Below are 267 nucleotides of genomic sequence, written 5' to 3'. Positions count from 1 at the left end.
ACGAGGCGCGCGCGGAGAAGTCGGGGACATTGGCGAAGGCGGGACTCGCCGGCTTCGCGGTGATTTGCGCGGCGGCGGTCGCCGTCTATGCGTGGCGCTCCGCGCCGAACCGTCATAGCGAAACGCAACTGGCTACGGGCACGTCGCAGGGGCGGGTGGAGGAAGCGGCGTCGTCGGCGACGCAAGCGAGCGAGGCAGCGGCGACAGCGGCGACCAGCACCGCAAGTGCAGCAACAACGAATCCGACCACAGCAACGTCCGCATCCG

Annotated in this window: 1 pseudogene; it reads left to right on the top strand. The window is 69.7% G+C overall.

The features are described from left to right. A pseudogene (locus tag SB822_RS57690) lies at positions 1–267 on the top strand (protein kinase); the annotation flags it as partial.

The sequence above is a fragment of the Paraburkholderia sp. SIMBA_054 genome (assembly GCF_046534875.1).
GTDB lineage: Bacteria > Pseudomonadota > Gammaproteobacteria > Burkholderiales > Burkholderiaceae > Paraburkholderia > Paraburkholderia hospita.
Note: the sequence above shows the minus strand (reverse complement) of the source record. Positions and strands in the feature narration are given on the sequence as shown.